At 43.5% G+C, this 15,634-nt stretch carries 14 protein-coding genes; 3 read left to right on the top strand and 11 right to left on the bottom strand.

Annotation, left to right across the window (positions count from 1 at the left end; all coding sequences use genetic code 11):
* Positions 1-30: 30 nt before the first annotated feature.
* The 8 genes from adhE to ACI3E5_RS07720 form a co-directional block, all read right to left on the bottom strand.
* A complete protein-coding gene (gene adhE, locus ACI3E5_RS07755) occupies positions 31-2,622 on the bottom strand; it encodes a bifunctional acetaldehyde-CoA/alcohol dehydrogenase (protein ID WP_010748754.1) in 2,592 nt (863 codons plus the stop codon).
* Between the two features lie 382 nt (positions 2,623-3,004).
* A complete protein-coding gene (locus ACI3E5_RS07750) occupies positions 3,005-3,523 on the bottom strand; it encodes a GrdB-related putative oxidoreductase (RefSeq protein ID WP_074934382.1) in 519 nt (172 codons plus the stop codon).
* 17 nt (positions 3,524-3,540) lie between these two features.
* Positions 3,541-4,896 (bottom strand): PTS cellobiose transporter subunit IIC, encoded by a 1,356-nt coding sequence (gene celB / locus ACI3E5_RS07745; RefSeq protein WP_005227350.1) that lies wholly within the window; start codon positions 4,894-4,896, stop codon positions 3,541-3,543.
* A 68-nt stretch (positions 4,897-4,964) separates the two neighbouring features.
* Positions 4,965-5,297: a PTS sugar transporter subunit IIB gene (locus tag ACI3E5_RS07740; protein WP_005227348.1), complete on the bottom strand. Its 333-nt coding sequence runs from the start codon at positions 5,295-5,297 to the stop codon at positions 4,965-4,967.
* A 39-nt stretch (positions 5,298-5,336) separates the two neighbouring features.
* Entirely contained in the window at positions 5,337-6,284 is a 948-nt protein-coding gene (locus tag ACI3E5_RS07735) for a glycosylasparaginase (RefSeq protein ID WP_498821227.1), read from the bottom strand.
* Positions 6,285-6,408: 124 nt separating this feature from the next.
* Positions 6,409-7,710 carry a Sapep family Mn(2+)-dependent dipeptidase gene (locus tag ACI3E5_RS07730; protein ID WP_142973113.1) on the bottom strand — a complete coding sequence of 434 codons (1,302 nt, stop codon included), beginning with the start codon at positions 7,708-7,710 and terminating at the stop codon, positions 6,409-6,411.
* 25 nt (positions 7,711-7,735) lie between these two features.
* Entirely contained in the window at positions 7,736-8,464 is a 729-nt protein-coding gene (locus ACI3E5_RS07725; protein WP_016609636.1) for a GntR family transcriptional regulator, LSA1692 subfamily, read from the bottom strand.
* Positions 8,465-8,490: 26 nt separating this feature from the next.
* Positions 8,491-9,333 (bottom strand): YitT family protein, encoded by an 843-nt coding sequence (locus tag ACI3E5_RS07720; protein WP_074934385.1) that lies wholly within the window; start codon positions 9,331-9,333, stop codon positions 8,491-8,493.
* A 247-nt stretch (positions 9,334-9,580) separates the two neighbouring features.
* Between ACI3E5_RS07720 and ACI3E5_RS07715 the strand changes: the two genes are divergently transcribed.
* Entirely contained in the window at positions 9,581-10,012 is a 432-nt protein-coding gene (locus ACI3E5_RS07715) for an Hsp20/alpha crystallin family protein (RefSeq protein ID WP_074934386.1), read from the top strand.
* Between the two features lie 131 nt (positions 10,013-10,143).
* Here ACI3E5_RS07715 and yajC read toward each other — a convergent pair whose 3' ends face one another.
* Together yajC and tgt are read right to left on the bottom strand one after the other, a co-directional pair.
* Positions 10,144-10,485, bottom strand: a complete 342-nt coding sequence (gene yajC / locus ACI3E5_RS07710; RefSeq protein WP_005232170.1) for a preprotein translocase subunit YajC — start codon at positions 10,483-10,485, stop codon at positions 10,144-10,146.
* An 83-nt stretch (positions 10,486-10,568) separates the two neighbouring features.
* Positions 10,569-11,714 carry a tRNA guanosine(34) transglycosylase Tgt gene (gene tgt / locus ACI3E5_RS07705; protein WP_005227333.1) on the bottom strand — a complete coding sequence of 382 codons (1,146 nt, stop codon included), beginning with the start codon at positions 11,712-11,714 and terminating at the stop codon, positions 10,569-10,571.
* Positions 11,715-11,912: 198 nt separating this feature from the next.
* Here tgt and ACI3E5_RS07700 point away from each other — a divergent pair, with 198 nt between their 5' ends.
* Complete coding sequence (locus ACI3E5_RS07700; protein WP_034857863.1) at positions 11,913-12,623, top strand: DUF975 family protein; 711 nt, start codon at positions 11,913-11,915, stop codon at positions 12,621-12,623.
* A gap of 449 nt (positions 12,624-13,072) precedes the next feature.
* On the opposite strand, the gene queA is transcribed toward ACI3E5_RS07700, so the two are convergent.
* Complete coding sequence (gene queA / locus ACI3E5_RS07695) at positions 13,073-14,104, bottom strand: tRNA preQ1(34) S-adenosylmethionine ribosyltransferase-isomerase QueA (RefSeq protein WP_010748742.1); 1,032 nt, start codon at positions 14,102-14,104, stop codon at positions 13,073-13,075.
* Positions 14,105-14,456: 352 nt separating this feature from the next.
* Between queA and ACI3E5_RS07690 the strand changes: the two genes are divergently transcribed.
* Complete coding sequence (locus ACI3E5_RS07690; RefSeq protein ID WP_498821233.1) at positions 14,457-15,632, top strand: betaine/proline/choline family ABC transporter ATP-binding protein; 1,176 nt, start codon at positions 14,457-14,459, stop codon at positions 15,630-15,632.
* Positions 15,633-15,634: the final 2 nt, after the last annotated feature.

The raw sequence follows: 15,634 nt of genomic DNA, 5'->3' as shown, positions 1-15,634 counted from the left end.
AGATACCGCAGGGTGTTCTTGATTCATTGGTTAGCCGTTATAGGCATCAACGATGATTTGTTTCAATTCAGAGATTAGTGGTTCTTTTGGATTTGCTGTTGTACATTGGTCTTCGTAAGCCAATTCAGCCATGCGATCAACTGTTGTATCTAGTGTTTGTTGAGTGACGCCTTGCGCTTTCAAGCTCATGTCGATACCCACAGATTGTCCTAATTCGTAAACAGCTGTTGCCAATGCTTCAACCAATTCAGCCGTTGTTTTGCCTTTAAGGCCTAAGAATTTCGCAATGTCTGCGTAATCTGTATCGGCACGGAAGAAGTCATATTTAGGGAACATTGCATGTTTTTGTGGGTCTTTGGCATTGTAACGGATAATGTGCGGTAAAAGAATCGCATTTGTACGTCCGTGAGGAATACCATATTCACCACCGATTTTGTGAGCTACAGAGTGACAAATACCTAGGAATGCATTGGCGAAGGCCATACCTGCCATTGTTGAGGCATTATGCATTTTTTCGCGAGATTCCATATCAGGTGTTTTCACTGATTTTTCTAAGTAGTCAAAGACTAACTTGATTGCTTGTAAGCTCAATCCACGAGTGTAATCAGATGCCATTACTGACACATAAGATTCGATCGCATGAGTCAAAACGTCCATTCCAGTGTCTGCTGTAACAGAAGCAGGTACTGACATTACGAATTGAGGGTCAACGATTGCAACATCTGGTGTCAATGCGTAATCAGCTAATGGGTACTTCACGTGTGTTTCACTGTCAGTGATAACCGCAAATGGGGTTACTTCAGAACCAGTACCAGACGTTGTTGGGATACAAACGAATTGCGTTTTTTCTGGTTTGTCGATCTTGTATGTCCGTTTACGGATATCTAAGAATTTTTGTTTCGCGCCGAAGAATGAAGTATCTGGGTGCTCATAGAACATCCACATGCCTTTGGCAGCATCCATTGCTGATCCACCACCAAGGGCGATCACTGTATCTGGTTTGAAATCAACCATCATTTTTGTTCCAGCGTAAACGGTGTTTGTTGATGGGTTTGGTTCTACGTCAGAGAAGACTTCGATTTTCACGTCATTTTTACGACGAGCAAGTACTTCACGAACCGTATCGCAATAGCCGAATTGAACCATACCAGGGTCACAAACGATCATGACACGTTCAACGTTTTCCATTTTCTCCAAGTACATTAGAGAGTTCTTTTCAAAGAAGATTTTTGGTGGCAATTTAAACCATTGCATATTATTTCTCCGTTTCGCTACAGTTTTCACGTTGATCAAGTTCACAGCAGAAACATTTCGTGATACAGAATTTTTCCCGTATGAACCACAACCAAGTGTCAATGATGGAATCATTTCGTTGTAGATATTTCCGATACCACCTTCTGCAGATGGTGTGTTAACTAAGATACGGCAAGCTTTCATGCGTAGGCCGAATGCTAATTGCAAGTCTTCGTTTTCAGTGTGGATCACCGCTGTATGGCCTAATCCGCCTAAATCAAGCATTGCTTCACATTTTTCGAACGCGTCTTCTGTGTTGTTTGCTTTGATCATTGCTAAAACTGGAGAAAGTTTTTCTCTTGATAGTGGGTAATCAGCACCGACACCGTCAAGTTCAGCGATCAATAATTTTGTTCCTTCTGGTACGTTGATGCCTGCTAATTTCGCAATTTCCATTGCTGAATGTCCAACGATTGCTGGATTTACGGCATATTTCCCTTCGTTCATCACGGCATCTTCAAGTTTTTGTAATTCTTTTGCTTTTACAACATAGACTTGATGTGCTTCAAATTCTGCTTTCACAGAGGCATAGACTTCTTTATCAACGATCACTGCTTGTTCAGAGGCACAGATCATTCCGTTATCAAAAGTTTTTGATACGATCAAGTCATTGACTGCTCGTTTCACTTTCGCTGTTTTTTCGATATATGCAGGTACGTTCCCTGGTCCAACACCTAATGCAGGTTTACCAGTTGAGTATGCTGCTTTGACCATGCCAGCGCCACCAGTTGCTAATACGATCGCAATTCCTGGGTGGTTCATCAATAAGCCAGTCGCTTCGATTGATGGATGTTCGATCCATTGCACACAGTTTTCAGGTGCCCCAGCAGCGATGGCTGCATCACGAACGATACGTGCAGCTTCTGCTGAACATTTTTGTGCAGATGGGTGGAAAGCAAAAACGATCGGGTTACGTGTTTTCAAAGCGATCATTGCTTTAAAGATCGTTGTAGATGTTGGGTTAGTTGTTGGTGTTACCCCACAAACGACACCAACTGGTTCAGCGATTTCGATCAAGCCTTTTTGTTTGTCTTCATTGATCACGCCGACTGTTTTGTCATGTTTGATACTGTTCCAAATATATTCTGAAGCGTACATGTTTTTGATCGCTTTATCTTCATAGATACCACGGCCAGTTTCTTCTACTGCCATTTTAGCTAAAGGCATATGTTTGTCTAATGCTGCCATTGCCATTTCATGAACAATGTGGTCCACTTTTTCTTGATCAAAGCTTTCCATTTCTTTTAACGCCACATTTGCCTTCGTTGCTAAATCGTCAATCATTGCTTGTACGTCGATTGTCACTTCTTTTTCCAATGTCTTAGCCATTGTATGTCCTCCTAGTTTTTAAACATGTTTTGTTTGTTAACTACTTCACATACAGATCATACAACATCTTTTTTCGTTTGTAAATAGTTTTTGTGATTTTTTTCACAGTTTTATTAAACTCCCTTTTAATTAAGCGTTTTCAAGAACTTTTAAGGAAAATAAGTGGACAAAAGTTTCGGTTTTTATTAAGAAAAATGTCATGTGCTAAGTTGAACAATAGGTTAAAAAACTTTTTGTTCACTTTTGAAAAAAATCACTCTTCCTTCTACTATTTTATCTAAGATTGCCGTATACTCCCTCTAGTATTCTGCCCTTCTTTCAATGGCTATTAGTGTCTATCGAGGACAAAAAAACGACCAGCCATCGCTGATCGTCTTTCTCTTTAAAACAAATCCTCTTGGTCTGCTTCTGTTAGAGGCTTCCCGTGGGCAAGCTGGGAAACAACGTGCGCCATCTTTTTGTAGGAATCATTTAATCCGATTCCGCCTTTTTTCGGCATCTTCAAGATATAGATGTCTTTGGCATAGATTGTCACTGCTGGATTTTCCTCTGACATCGCTGCAGCCCCTGGAATTCCTTGCGCATTGAATACTTTCGTCAATCCTGCTGCCATTTCGCCAAAATTAGGATAATGCATCGCAGGTCCGCAAAGAACGGCATCGGCGTCAAATTTTTTAGCAAACCCCACAAATTTTTTATTCACTTCTTCTTGATGCTCGTGATAATATTGGTCACCACAATAAAGCGTTGCAACGATTTGTGCGTCTTGCTCTTGAAAAAGTGGATTCAAGGTTCGACCTGGACCAAGGGCAGCTTTTTTGCCGCTTGGCGGCAACTGAGCATTTTCATCACTTCCCATCCCTGCAGTGACATGATTGAGAATCAAAATTATTTTTTTCATGAGCGGTGCCTCTCTTCTTATAGATCATCAAAATCGAAATCGTCAAAATTGATTTCCTCTTCTTCTTGTTCAACGGCATCCGCTTCTTCTTTTAGATATTGATTATCTAAGACTTTGATAAACGGATAATAAATAGCCATTCCTAAGAGGATCAACAAGACTTGTAACACGGACGCTTGCCAACCACTGACTAAGAAACCAGAAATAATCGGTGGCGTGGTCCATGGCAGTTGAATTCCATTGGTATAGTTGACTAACCCAAGATCCATACAGAAGTATGAGATTATAATATTGATCGTTGGCACTAAAGCAAAAGGAATCAGCAGAACTGGATTCAAGACGATCGGTAACCCAAAGATGATGGGTTCATTGATCCCGAAAATACCTGGGATCAACGATAACTGTGATAGTTTTTTGACCCGTTGGCTTTTACAGACTAAGATCATGACTAAAATCAAAGATAATGTCGAACCGCCCCCACCAAAGGTCGCGAACATGTCTTGAAATTGACCGGTGATGATGTTAGGAATTTCTGCGCCATTCTTGAAAGCATCTAAATTTTCAATAGATAATGCTCGTAAGATAGGGTTGAAGACAGCGCCGACCACACTGGAACCATTGATCCCAAAGAACCAGAAAAAATGCAAAAATAGGTAGGCTATGATCATGGCACCTAAAGTATTTCCTAAACTTAACAACGGTGTCTGTAAGAACTTAAAGAGGATCTCTTGGAGATTGCCATAAGACGTCAAGTTTGCTAACCAGTTGGCGATCATAAAGACCGTCACGATCACAAAGCTGGGAATCAACGCCTCAAAGGATTTCACCACAGTTGGGGGAACACCGTCAGGCATTTTGATCGTCCACCCTTTGCGTAATAACGCAACGAACATTCTGGTGGAAATCAAGGCAACAACCATCCCTAAGAACAAACCGCTAGAACCCATCCATCGTAATGGCAGGCTGCCAACTTCATATACTTCCGTAGAGCCTTCTGGTGTGAAAACGGTCGTAAATGGTGTCACGATAAAAAAAGAAACGAGTGAAATAATGGCTGCTTGCATGGCATCAACTTTAAACTGTTTTGCCAAACTATACCCGATCCCACCAACGGCTAAAATCGTCATAATGTCAAAGCTGGCTGTTGCTGGCATATTCAACATCGTTGCCCAGTTGTCTCCCAGCAAACTGCTCATCATCTCGTTCCAATTTGGAATCGGAAAATTGGTCAAGACTAAAAAGAGTGAACCCACGATCAACAACGGTGTGGATAATAAAAAACCATCACGAATCGCAATCAAGTATTTGTTTTCACCGATCGTCTTTGCCATCGGTGTTAACACTTTTTCTAACCAGTTTAAAAATTTCTGCATTTTTCTTCCTCCCATCTGCGTGCTATCTGGCAGATAACACGTAGTCCCCTGTTACTCCAACACTATTATTACTTTGCTTTGGCTTTTTTGATCAAGCTTAAGGCATCTTTCAACGCTCGTTCGCCATCCATCATGCCGTATGCTTCTGTCGCGATCGTGCCGACTGGAATCCCCATTGGCTCGAAAGTTGCTTTCATTTTGCTATCTAAGTGTCGTACTTGTGGACCTAACAAAATAGCGACTGGTTTTTCTTGTTCGACTTTTTCTTCTGCATGGATCGCAGGGAATGCTTCGATCGTCAAAGGCATGTTGTGCTTTTTGACGACTTCCATCATTTTATTGACCATGATACTCGTTGACATTCCAGCTTCACAAAACAAATAGATTTTTTTCGTTGCCATATCCATTCCTCCAATGTTTGTTTTTCTCAATCGCGGTTTTTAGACCGGCGCTTTGATCCGTTCTTCATACGCCTCCAACCATTCTTTCGTGATGGGTTCGATCACGGTTGTCTGCTCAGGTCCTGGTGTTGCCATAAAAATAGCAGGCGCTTGATTGGTGGTTGCGACACTAAAGGTAAATTCTACATTGGTTGCCACCCCCCAGCGCCCCTGTTTATCTAAGGCGATCAGCGAGAAGGCGCCGGCTTTGCCGTAGCGCTTCTTCAATCGCGCTTCAAAGTCGTAAACGGCTTGATCACATGCTTCTTGCGGTGCTAGCCCTTCTCCCATCAAACGAACGATTTCGTAGGAAAGGCAGCCTTTCATCAAGTCTTCCCCTAACCCTGTGGCAGCGGCACCGCCGATTTCACTATCCACATAAAAACCAGATCCAGACAAAGGTGAATCGCCAACACGACCGCTTTTTTTCATAAATAAACCAGAACTAGAGGTTCCTACTGCCATGCTTTGGTGTTCATCCAGCGCAACTACTCCCACTGTATCGTGGCCGTCATAGGGATCGAGGTTGTTGGCAGCGATCTCTGCTTTGCGCTTTTCCCAAATGGTTTTGGCTCGCGGTGTCAGCATCTCTTTGGGCTGGAATCCTTCAGCAAGCGCATAAGCGACCGCTCCTTGGCCGATCCGAAAACTATTGAATTTCTCCTCACTTAGGCTGCGTGCCACGGAAATAGGATTTTCCACATCGACGATCCCAGCGACGGCACCAATTTTGAAGGTATCACCATCCATGAAGGCAGCGTCCATTTCCAACACGCCTTCTTCGTTGGGCAGTCCGCCATACCCCACCGATTTATAAAATGGATAATCTTCCACTGCTTTAATGGCTGTTTCTACTGCATCTTGGCAGGAGCCTTGTTGCTCTAATATTGCTTTAGCAGCGAGCACGCCATCGTGTGCCATCCGCCATGTAGCGATCATTCCCCACATAAATATCCCTCCATTTTTCATAGCGCTTCCAAGTATATTCTATACGGTATATACTACTATGTCTATACTAAAAAAAGAGTTTCTCAAAAAAATTGGAAAAACTCTTCTTCGTTCGTGTCTTCGCTTATTTTGTCAGTGCTTGTAAGCTGCGCAAATAAATTTCAAGATTCGTCCGTAGATCGGCAACCGCCATGTACTCATCTTGGTTATGAGCGATCCCTTTTTGCCCTGGAAAAGACGGACCAAAAGCAAGGATGTTTGGCATCTTGCGGGCGTAGGTTGCTCCTGTAGTCGTCACGGGGGTTGGATCATTGCCCGTTACTTGGTGATAGATCGTCGATAGCTTTTGGATTTCGGGGGCATCTTTTGATCGGCAGAACCCTGGAATGCTGCGAAGGATCGTAAGACTTGCTCCTTTTGGCAATGCCTTTTGTACCCCAGCGAGCACTTGTTCCTCCGTTACCGATACAGGATAGCGGAAGGCCACTTCTAACGCTAGTCCACTGGCGGATTTTTGGAGAACCACAGGGGTCAAGATCAATTTTCCTGAATCAGCATCTTCTAGTACCAAATCAAGGCCTTCGCCATAGTGCTGCTGGTGAAAACTTTGGGTGATCCACTGAAAAGCTGCTTGCAATGACGGTGTCGCCGTCAGTTGCGGTGCCGCTTGCTGCGCAAGTTTTGTAATGGCATTGTCCCCTAGCTCAGGGGCATTGCTAGGGGAGCGTTTGCCTAGTGCTTCAAAGGACTGGCTGCCTACGGTTACCGACAGGTGGTCTGGCACATGATCGCGGAATTGATCGCCAGAAAACGCAGCTAACAGCTGAGTTTCTTGGACGGGCAATGGAAAATCAAGTTGCACATTGACGACACCCCGTTCGCCGTAAACCACTGGATACTTGCAGTCTGGCGTAAAACCAAAACGCGGTGGCTGCTCAACCGCTAGATAATGCGGGATATCCGACATGCCGCTTTCTTCATCTGTACCGAAAATGATCCGCAGCGGTAATTGCGGTTGATGACCAAGGTCTTTCAATACTTTCATGGCAAACAAACAGCTGATTATCGGCCCTTTGTTATCTAAGATCCCTCGGCCATAAAAGTTGCCGTCTTTTTCAGTTAGTGCAAACGGTGGGTAGCTCCAGCCAGAACCTGCCGAGACGACATCCAAGTGTCCTAACACACCGATATAGTCGGTATCCGTTGGTCCCCAATGGGCATAGCCGATCGCATCATCGATGACCGTTGTTTGAAACCCGTATGCTGCGCTTTTTTCCATGACGTATGCTAACACTTCTCGTGGTCCTGTGCCATAAGGCGCATGAGGCGCCGGCTCACCTTTGACGCTTGCGATCTGCATCACCTCGCTCAAAAGCGTGAGAAATTCTGACCAATTGGCTTCAATACTTGCTGTGAGTGGATCCATTGTCTTCACCTCTAAAGGATTGATTTTATTTTTGACGCACTAATGTATTTTTGAAGGTATATTTGTCTGCTCGATAATAGGATGTATCGTATAAGATCGGTTTGGCTGATGCGGAATAGGTCATCGAATGGACCAAAAGCATCGGTTCCTCTTGAGGCACCTGTAAAAGTTTCGCAATATCGGCAGGACTTTTCACAGCTTCCACCTCTTGATGGGAATAACCAATCTCAATGTTGGCTTCAATGACTTGATACAAAGACGACTCTAATTGAGCTTTCGTGAGTTCTGCGGTGTCTTCTTGCAGATAGCGTTTCAGTACGTAAAGATTTTCCACCGTCATCGGCTCATCATCAAAGTAACGCAAGCGCACCAAATAAACGATCGGTTCCTTGGCGTAATCGCCAAACAGCTGACCAATCTCTATCGGGAGCTCTTTGACGGTTTCGATATGCAAAACTTCCGTACGGGTCTTTTTCCCTTGGATTTTGGCGGTCTCGGTAAAACTTTGGAGCCCGCCAGAGCCGCTTTGGATCTTGGGCTGTTTCATGACATAGGTTCCTTTGCCTTTTTCTTTCACTAACAAATTCTGGCCAATCAATAGATCGATGGCTTTGCGCACCGTTAAACGGCTGCACTGAAATTCCTCTGCTAAATCATAATCGGAAGGAAGCTTTTGGCTCGTCACGTACGTACCTTCATGAACCCGTTGCGCAATCTGCTGGGCAACTTCTTGAAATACTGCTTGTTTTTTCAACGTCTCTCCTACTTTCTTTCACTTTGCTACCATTCATAAAACGATCGATTGGCACTGACGCCAGAAGAAACACTGACAAATGCTTGTTCATCGATTCCTTGGATCATGCCTTCGACAGTCTTGAGTTCTCTATGGGAAATGACCAGTAATAATAGTTTTTTCTGTTGATGATCAAATCCACCTTCGACATCGTTGATGACCGTGATGCCTCGCTGCAAGGCACATTGCAACGTCGTAATGACGGGTTCTGCTTTTTCTGTAACGACCAGCAGCTGTACACGCCGCTGCTTCAGATTGACGTAGTCGACCATCCGCCCACTGATGAAGAAGGAAATGGCACTATAAAAAGCATAAGGCCAGCCAAAGATCAGCCCAGCTGCTAGCTGCAAACTGACATTGAAGCCGATAAAGAAACTGCCGATACTTCTATCAGTGGCTTTTTTCACTAAAATCCCTAAAATGTCAAGCCCACCCGTTGAAAAATCGTCGTTCAATGTCAAGCCCACCGACACCCCGTGCAGCAATCCGCCAAACACGGCACAGATCACCGGATCGGTCGTTAAAGCAATGACCGGAACCACCTTCATCATAACAGAAGACAGGACGACGGTACAAACCGTCATGATGGTAAATTCTCGATCGATTTTGACCCAAGCAACCGCTAACAATGGCGCATTAAAAAAAAGCACCAAAAGCGAGATCGAAAGCTGCAGATTCAACTGCTCATCTAAAAGCTGCGACAGCAATTGCGACAAACCAGTGATCCCACTCGCATAAATATTTCCCGGCAGCCAAAAGAGATTTAGGGCAATCGACGACAGCAATGCATAGATCAAAGCAACAAGCATTCGTTTTCTATAACGTGCCATGTTTTTCCTCCTCCACTTCGCTTTTAGTATATATCATTAAGTATATACTGTCACGCAGAAAAAGCAGGCGAAATGAGGGGGAAAACAGGAACGAAGCAAGGTAAAAACACGCCAAAATCAAGGAGAAAAACGTTGGTATCAAAGGTTTTTTAAGATTTTTTTAAAGCGAGTAAATCACTTGAAATTCGCTAAAAAATGAATAAAATAAAAAGTGTAAAAACAAAAGAATAAAGAAAGGATGATTCTTATGACACATGAGATTGTGCCACGCCGCTCAGATTCATACAGTATGACACCTTTTGATTTCTTTGAAGATTTTGGCCGCAGTTTTTTTGATGGGTTTCCATCGAACCTGATCAAAACCGATATTCACGAGAATGACAAGGAATTTCTCGTTGAAGCAGAACTGCCTGGCATCCCTAAAGAAAATATTCAAGTAACCTATGAAAATGGGGTTTTAACGATTATGGGACAACACCAGACGGATCATGCGACCGAAGATGAAAAAGGACGTCTGGTTCGCAGCGAGCGCAGCTTGACAAGCGTTCGGCGGCAATACCTGTTAGAAAACGTCAAAGAGGATGAAATCAAAGCCTCTTACGCTGAAGGAATTTTGAAATTGACGTTGCCAAAAGACCAAGGCAAACAAGCGTCAAAGAAACTGATTCCGATCGAGTAACGAAGGCAATCAAAGCACCGCAGCAAAACGAGCGATCTCTGTTTTGCTGCGGTGCTTGTTTTACTTTAGAAACTGTCCGACTACTAAAAAAATGCACCATCGCTTCTGAGAAAGCGACGGTGCGTTTGTGCTTATTCTTTGGTTTCGTCTTGGATGCTCGTTGCGTCTTCGACATCAGCTGGTTCGATTTGTGTCTCAACGGATGCAACAGTTCCGGGTTTCACTGTGCGGATCGCTGAACGATCAAACTCTAAGAAAATTCCTTCACAGTCGATGATCACGGTACTTTTTTCTGTGTTGACTTCAGAAAGAACGCCGTGGAGTCCGCCGATGGTTACGACTTCATCGCCAGCTTTCATATTTTCTAAAAGATTTTTACGCTCTTGCTGTTGTTTCTTTTGTGAACGACTCATAAAGAACCACATTGCCACTAAAGCAACCAGCATAAAGAGCATTGGTAAAGATTGTGCCATTTTTTTCACCTCGATTTATTTTCTTTCCTATAAGATACTTTATCAGAATTCCTCTATTATTCCCACCATTTTAGTAGAGAATGTTAGAAATTCCTCGCATTTTCCTTGTTGAACCCATACTCTTCAATAAAATGCTCACGGAACTCCAACAAGTTGTCATCCATGATGGCTTGACGGACATTTTTCATCAGATTCAATAAGAAGTAGACATTGTGGTAAGACGTCAAACGCATACCAAAGGTTTCATCACATTTGATCAAGTGGCGGATGTACGCACGAGAATAGTTTTTACATGTATAGCAATCACACTTCTCGTCAATTGGTCGAAAGTCACGGGCATATTGCGCATTTTTCACGACTAAACGACCTTTTGAAGTCATACAGGTACCGTTTCTTGCGATCCGTGTTGGTAAAACGCAGTCGAACATATCGACACCACGAATCACGCCATCGATCAAGGAGTCAGCTGCCCCAACGCCCATCAGGTAACGTGGTTTGTTTTCTGGAATCCACGGAGTTGTAAATTCCAACACGCGATTCATTTCCGCTTTTGGTTCGCCAACTGACAGGCCGCCGATGGAATACCCTGGGAAGTCCATACTGATCAAGTCTTGGGCACTTTGCTTGCGCAAGTCTTCAAATCCTGCACCTTGAATGATCCCAAACAAGCCTTGCCGATCTGGATTGGCATGGGCTTTCAAGCCACGCTCCGCCCAGCGAGACGTCCGTTCCACCGATTTTTTGACGTAGTCATAGCTTTCATCAAATGGCGGACACTCATCAAAACTCATCATGATATCTGACCCTAATTTGTTTTGGATATCAATCGCTTTTTCAGGAGATAAAAACATTTTCGACCCATTCAAATGGTTTTTGAAATGGACACCTTCTTCGACGATGTTGCGCATTTCGGCTAATGAAAAGACTTGGAAACCACCTGAATCTGTTAAGATTGGTTGATCCCAATTCATAAATTTATGTAAGCCGCCTGCTTCTGCAACAATGTCTTCTCCTGGACGTAACCACAAGTGATAGGTATTGCTTAAAATGACGCCTGCACCCATTTCTTTCAACTCTTCAGGGGCAAGGGTTTTGACCGTTGCTAATGTGCCGACTGGCATGAACATTGGCGTTGGAAAGGTTCCGTGAGGCGTGATCAATTCGCCTAAACGGGCACCGGTATGCTTTTCTTTCTTTATCAGACGATAACGAATGGCTGGTTCCGTCATTCATTTCCCTACTTTCTCTCTATACTCGATTAACTGTGCAACGCTATCTATGATAAGGGTTGCCCTTACATTTTGCAAGGAAGTTTAAAGAAACTAAGAGTATTTTCTCCTAGTTATGCGAAACATCTATTACTTTTTTTTGAAGATTTAGCGAAAGTTTGCTATCATGTTATTTATATTGAAGGGAGGTTTTTTGAAATGAAATCAAATAGAGAACTAAAAGCAGAAGCAAAAGCAATCCTGAGAGGCCGCTGGAAAGACAGTGTTTTGATGTGTATTGTACCGACTTTGATCTCGATCGCTATCGCATTCGTCATTATCGTCCTTACTGTTATTCCATTGTATCAAAGCGGTATGTTCAATGATCTTGGTTCTACCGATGCAGTCAATTCCGCTGGCGGCAGTGGTGGCAGTGGCGGCGGCGGTTTGATCAGCGGTCTATTTTCTGCCTTATTCGGTGCTGGGATCTCTTGGACTTTCCTTGATCTTTTACGCGGTAAAAAACAGTCGATCCAACCCTTTTCTGATGTCTTTCGTGGCTTCAGTGGTGCTTTCGTGTTAGGGATCATCGTCATTTATATTTTGTCGACTATCTTCACGACGTTGTGGACATTCCTGTTTATCATTCCTGGGATCATCAAAGCTTATTCTTATTCTCAAGCATATTTTGTCTTTTATGATACTTATGAAGAAACTGGCATGCGACCAGATTTTCTCAGCTGCATCACAGGTAGCCGTCATTTAATGAGAGGCTACAAAGGTCAACTGTTCATCCTTGATCTGAGCTTCATCGGCTGGCACATTTTGGCCATCATGACTGCAGGAATCGGCTACTTATGGCTGACACCTTACATCAGTGCAACCAAAGCAGCGTTTTATGACAATCTGCCTAAACGAGCACTTGCTTAAAAGATCGGTTCGCCGGTCTTTTTTTTTGAGGAAAACGACCTTTTTCTTTTGCAAACGCTTCCGTTTCGTGTTATAGTATACGTGTAAGGAAGGTAGCAACTCTGTTGGTGGTTTTCGTAAATATCGCAAACTCAATCTACTAAAAGTTGTTGAACGTACAAGTTTCACCTAGTACCAAACGTGTAAAGTAACAAGAAGAAAAACGTAACAAGGATCGAACATTTCCATATCGAAAAATGATACGTCTCATTTTGTATCGGAATACACGAAACATGTGTAAGTTTGTAAATGAAAACAAATTTTCGAGAAACATTGCTTTGCATGGACCACAAAAAGCGACCACCACTTATACCTTCCTCTAGTAGTAAGCTGGGCGACAAAAAAGCAGTTCTAAAAGTTGAGAAATTGTTTCAACTTAAAGAGCCGCTTACGTCGCTCAGTTTTTTTGTTTATTTTAAGAACATCGCATCGCCAAAGCTAAAGAAGCGATACCGCTCATCGATGGCATGCTGGTAGGCAGAAAGTGTTAGGTCGCGTCCTGCAAAGGCACTGACTAACATCACTAAGGTTGATTTTGGTAAATGGAAGTTGGTAGAAAAAGCTTCCACGATTTTAAACTGATAGCCTGGCGTGATAAAAATACTCGTCCACCCACTATCGGCTTTGATTTGCCCATCAAACTTAGTCCCAATGGTTTCTAACGTACGGATCGAAGTCGTTCCGACTGCAACGATCTTGCCGCCATTTGCCCGAACCTCGTTCAATTGAGCGGCAGCTTCTTCTGTCAAACGGTAAAATTCGCTGTGCATCTCATGATCAGCGATATTATCGACACTCACTGGACGAAACGTTCCTAAACCAACGTGCAAAGTCAGATAAACCAGCTTGACGCCTTTTGCTGCGATCTGCTCCAGCAATTCTGGGGTAAAATGCAAGCCGGCAGTTGGTGCAGCAGCTGAGCCGTTTTCTTTGGCATAAACCGTTTGATAGCGGTCTGGGTCTTCTAGCCGTTCTTTGATGTAAGGCGGTAACGGCATTTCGCCAAGTGATTCCAGAATCTCTAAAAAGATTCCTTTGTATTGAAAACGAATGATCCGGCCGCCGTGATCGAGCTCTTCTTCCACCACTGCCTCTAATCGTCCGTCGCCAAAGGTGATCTTCGTGCCGACTTTGGCTCTTTTGGCTGGCTTGATCAAGGTTTCCCACGTATCCCCTTCAATATTATTCAGTAAAAGGATTTCTAAATGAGCACCTGTTTCTTGTTTTTCGCCATAGATACGAGCTGGTAATACCCGCGTATCATTCATCACCAAAGCATCCCCTGGTGCCAATTCATCAATGATGTTATAGAAGTGCTTGTCCTCAAATTTGCCAGTCTCACGGTCAACCACTAATAAACGGGAACTTGAGCGATCGCTTAATGGCGTTTGGGCGATCAGTTCTTCCGGTAATTCAAAATCAAAATCTTCAGTTGTAAGCATGTTGTTCCTCTCTTTCCCTAAATTCTTCTCTATTCTAGCATGTTTTTATAAAAATTGAAAAAACAGCTTTTTATTCTGCCCTTTCTTAGAAAAAAATAAAGAGACTGCTGCCAAGGCGTTCTGCAAAAAAGCCCCCTTTTTCCCAATGAAAAATAACGGGGGATCTTCGCCGTTTCTTTTCCCTATGCATCGCTCCTTAATTTGGACTTGCTTATGGCGCTATTTTCGGTTTTGTCTATACAATTATGAAAAAAATGGGCAGATTATTTGAATAACAAGGGACTTTTCGGCATACTTAGTACAGATTCTAAGCCATTATTCAGATTGCTTAAATAAAAATAGAGGTGACATCATGATTGAGTTTCAGCAGGTATCCAAAATTTACAAAGGTGGTAAAGTCGCTGTTGAAGATGTGAATCTTTCCTTTGAAAAAGGCGAATTCATTTGCTTCATCGGGACAAGTGGTAGCGGAAAGACGACTTGTATGCGGATGATCAACCGTATGACGGATCCTTCTAAAGGAAAAATCTTGATCAATGGAAAAAGCGTTACAGAGATCAACCCAGTGGAATTACGCCGTCAAATCGGCTATGTGATCCAAAGCATCGGTTTGATGCCTCACATGACGATTCGGGAAAACATTACATTGGTTCAAAAATTGTTAAAAGTCAGCCAAGAAGAACGCAACAAAACTGCCGAGCGCATGATCGATTTGGTGGAATTGCCGCGAGAAATGCTCGACCGCTACCCCAACGAATTATCTGGGGGCCAACAGCAACGGATCGGTGTTGTCCGTGCCTTGGCAGCTGACCAAGATGTCATCTTAATGGATGAGCCTTTTGGCGCACTAGACCCAATCACTCGTGATTCCCTACAAGATTTGGTCAAAGACTTGCAAGAACGGCTTGGAAAAACCGTCGTCTTCGTTACCCATGATATGGATGAAGCATTGAAACTTGCTAGCCGCATCGTGATCATGAGTGAAGGAAAAGTCATTCAATTTGATACACCAGAAAATATTCTGCAACACCCAGCAACACCGTTTGTGGAAGAGTTGATCGGTGAGGACCGCTTGTTGCAAGCAAAACCTGACACAACGCCAGTCAAAGACGTGATGTTGAATACCCCGATCGCTATCACACCAGAAAAATCCTTACAAGAAGCGATTCATTTGATGCGGGAAAAACGGGTCGATACCTTGCTGGTTACCGACAATAGCAACGTGCTAAAAGGCTACATCGATGTCGAATCCATCGACCGCAACCGTGGCAAAGTTACTAGTGTCGGCGATATCTTGAACAAAGATGTCTTTTTCGTTCGTGAAACCACCTTGTTGCGGGATACCTTGCAACGCATCTTAAAACGCGGCTTAAAATATGTCCCAGTAGTAGATGCCGACAAACATTTAGTCGGGATTTTGACCCGTGCTTCCTTAGTTGATATCGTTTATGACGTGATTTGGGGCGATGAGCCATCGATCATGGAAGCCATTGAGTCGGCGAAACCTGAAGAAACTGAGGAGGTCTAGCG

The sequence above is a fragment of the Candidatus Enterococcus avicola genome (assembly GCF_047470845.1).
Classification (GTDB): domain Bacteria; phylum Bacillota; class Bacilli; order Lactobacillales; family Enterococcaceae; genus Enterococcus_D; species Enterococcus_D casseliflavus.
This window is presented reverse-complemented; position numbering and strand designations above follow the sequence as displayed.

Excerpts from the sequence above, each read along its gene's own strand:
- yajC (WP_005232170.1), bottom strand. The coding sequence starts at position 10,485 with ATGGCACAATCTTTACCAATGCTCTTTATGCTGGTTGCTTTAGTGGCA.
- ACI3E5_RS07735 (WP_498821227.1), bottom strand. The coding sequence starts at position 6,284 with ATGTGGGGAATGATCGCTACATGGCGGATGGCACACGATGGCGTGCTC.
- adhE (WP_010748754.1), bottom strand. The coding sequence starts at position 2,622 with ATGGCTAAGACATTGGAAAAAGAAGTGACAATCGACGTACAAGCAATG.
- ACI3E5_RS07720 (WP_074934385.1), bottom strand. The coding sequence starts at position 9,333 with ATGGCACGTTATAGAAAACGAATGCTTGTTGCTTTGATCTATGCATTG.
- queA (WP_010748742.1), bottom strand. The coding sequence starts at position 14,104 with ATGCTTACAACTGAAGATTTTGATTTTGAATTACCGGAAGAACTGATC.
- ACI3E5_RS07690 (WP_498821233.1), top strand. The coding sequence starts at position 14,457 with ATGATTGAGTTTCAGCAGGTATCCAAAATTTACAAAGGTGGTAAAGTC.
- ACI3E5_RS07750 (WP_074934382.1), bottom strand. The coding sequence starts at position 3,523 with ATGAAAAAAATAATTTTGATTCTCAATCATGTCACTGCAGGGATGGGA.
- ACI3E5_RS07740 (WP_005227348.1), bottom strand. The coding sequence starts at position 5,297 with ATGGCAACGAAAAAAATCTATTTGTTTTGTGAAGCTGGAATGTCAACG.
- celB (WP_005227350.1), bottom strand. The coding sequence starts at position 4,896 with ATGCAGAAATTTTTAAACTGGTTAGAAAAAGTGTTAACACCGATGGCA.
- tgt (WP_005227333.1), bottom strand. The coding sequence starts at position 11,714 with ATGACGGAACCAGCCATTCGTTATCGTCTGATAAAGAAAGAAAAGCAT.
- ACI3E5_RS07715 (WP_074934386.1), top strand. The coding sequence starts at position 9,581 with ATGACACATGAGATTGTGCCACGCCGCTCAGATTCATACAGTATGACA.
- ACI3E5_RS07730 (WP_142973113.1), bottom strand. The coding sequence starts at position 7,710 with ATGGATCCACTCACAGCAAGTATTGAAGCCAATTGGTCAGAATTTCTC.
- ACI3E5_RS07700 (WP_034857863.1), top strand. The coding sequence starts at position 11,913 with ATGAAATCAAATAGAGAACTAAAAGCAGAAGCAAAAGCAATCCTGAGA.